This is a genomic window from Rhodohalobacter sulfatireducens, from assembly GCF_022012475.1.
GTDB classification, from domain to species: Bacteria; Bacteroidota; Rhodothermia; order Balneolales; family Balneolaceae; genus Rhodohalobacter; species Rhodohalobacter sulfatireducens.
This window is the reverse complement of the sequence record NZ_JAKLWS010000104.1, coordinates 1-728: the sequence shown is the minus strand read 5'-3', so window position 1 is coordinate 728 and position 728 is coordinate 1. Positions and strand designations below refer to the sequence as shown.

General features: G+C 47.3%; 2 protein-coding genes. Both read right to left on the bottom strand.

Annotated elements, in window-relative coordinates:
• Positions 1-349 precede the first annotated feature (349 nt).
• On the bottom strand, positions 350-475 hold the full coding sequence (locus L6773_RS21575) for a hypothetical protein (RefSeq protein WP_255727830.1): 126 nt from the start codon (positions 473-475) through the stop codon (positions 350-352).
• Between the two features lie 146 nt (positions 476-621).
• On the bottom strand, positions 622-728 hold a 107-nt coding region (locus L6773_RS21570), incomplete at its 5' end, for a T9SS type A sorting domain-containing protein (RefSeq protein ID WP_255727831.1).

Sequence of the window (728 nt, the reverse complement as noted above, 5' to 3'; positions counted from 1 at the left end):
CCAAAATTTGATAACCAACGAATTTCAGTTAAGTCGAATTTTAGTCAGGCAACCTGACAGCGTATCCACTGCTTTTGGTGGATTCCTGTCAGCGTTGCGATCCTTTTGGGGAAAAACCACACTCCCCCGCCAACACTGACAAGAAATCACGGACAGATCAACCATCTCTGTACTGATTAGCGGTGAGAAAAATCCAATGTCTTGCAAGATCAAGAAATGACCTGACAGCCTACAAACGGATGGTGATTCTACCAGTGGCTTGATGAAAGTCCACGCTGTCAGGACCTGCGGACGCTGACAGGTGGCCTTAGAAAGAAGTTCATTGCCGGCACGAAAAATACCATGTCTTTCATGAGGCCTGATTGTCGAAATCCGGCGGGTCTTTCGGGCCGGTTTGTTTTGTATCGCGGCTTATGGACAGGGTTTTGAGTTCGGGTCTTGTCCAGGTTTTTAGTGTATTGGTTTGATTGTTCATGGTTGTGGTGGTTTATGATGGTTTGATTTGAAATTTATTGCATTAACGAAGTGCGGAGCCATCGGTCATCCCCCTGAATCAACTTTGTTGATTCTTTCCCCCTTCGAAGGGGGACTAAGGGGAATGACTCAGCGAACCGCGTTACGTTACTTCAAAACCGTTAGTTTCCTCGTCATGATCTGGCTGCCCGCCTGCAATCGGTATAAATACACCCCGCTCGACAGGTTCCGCGCATCAAAGTTTACCGTATGAC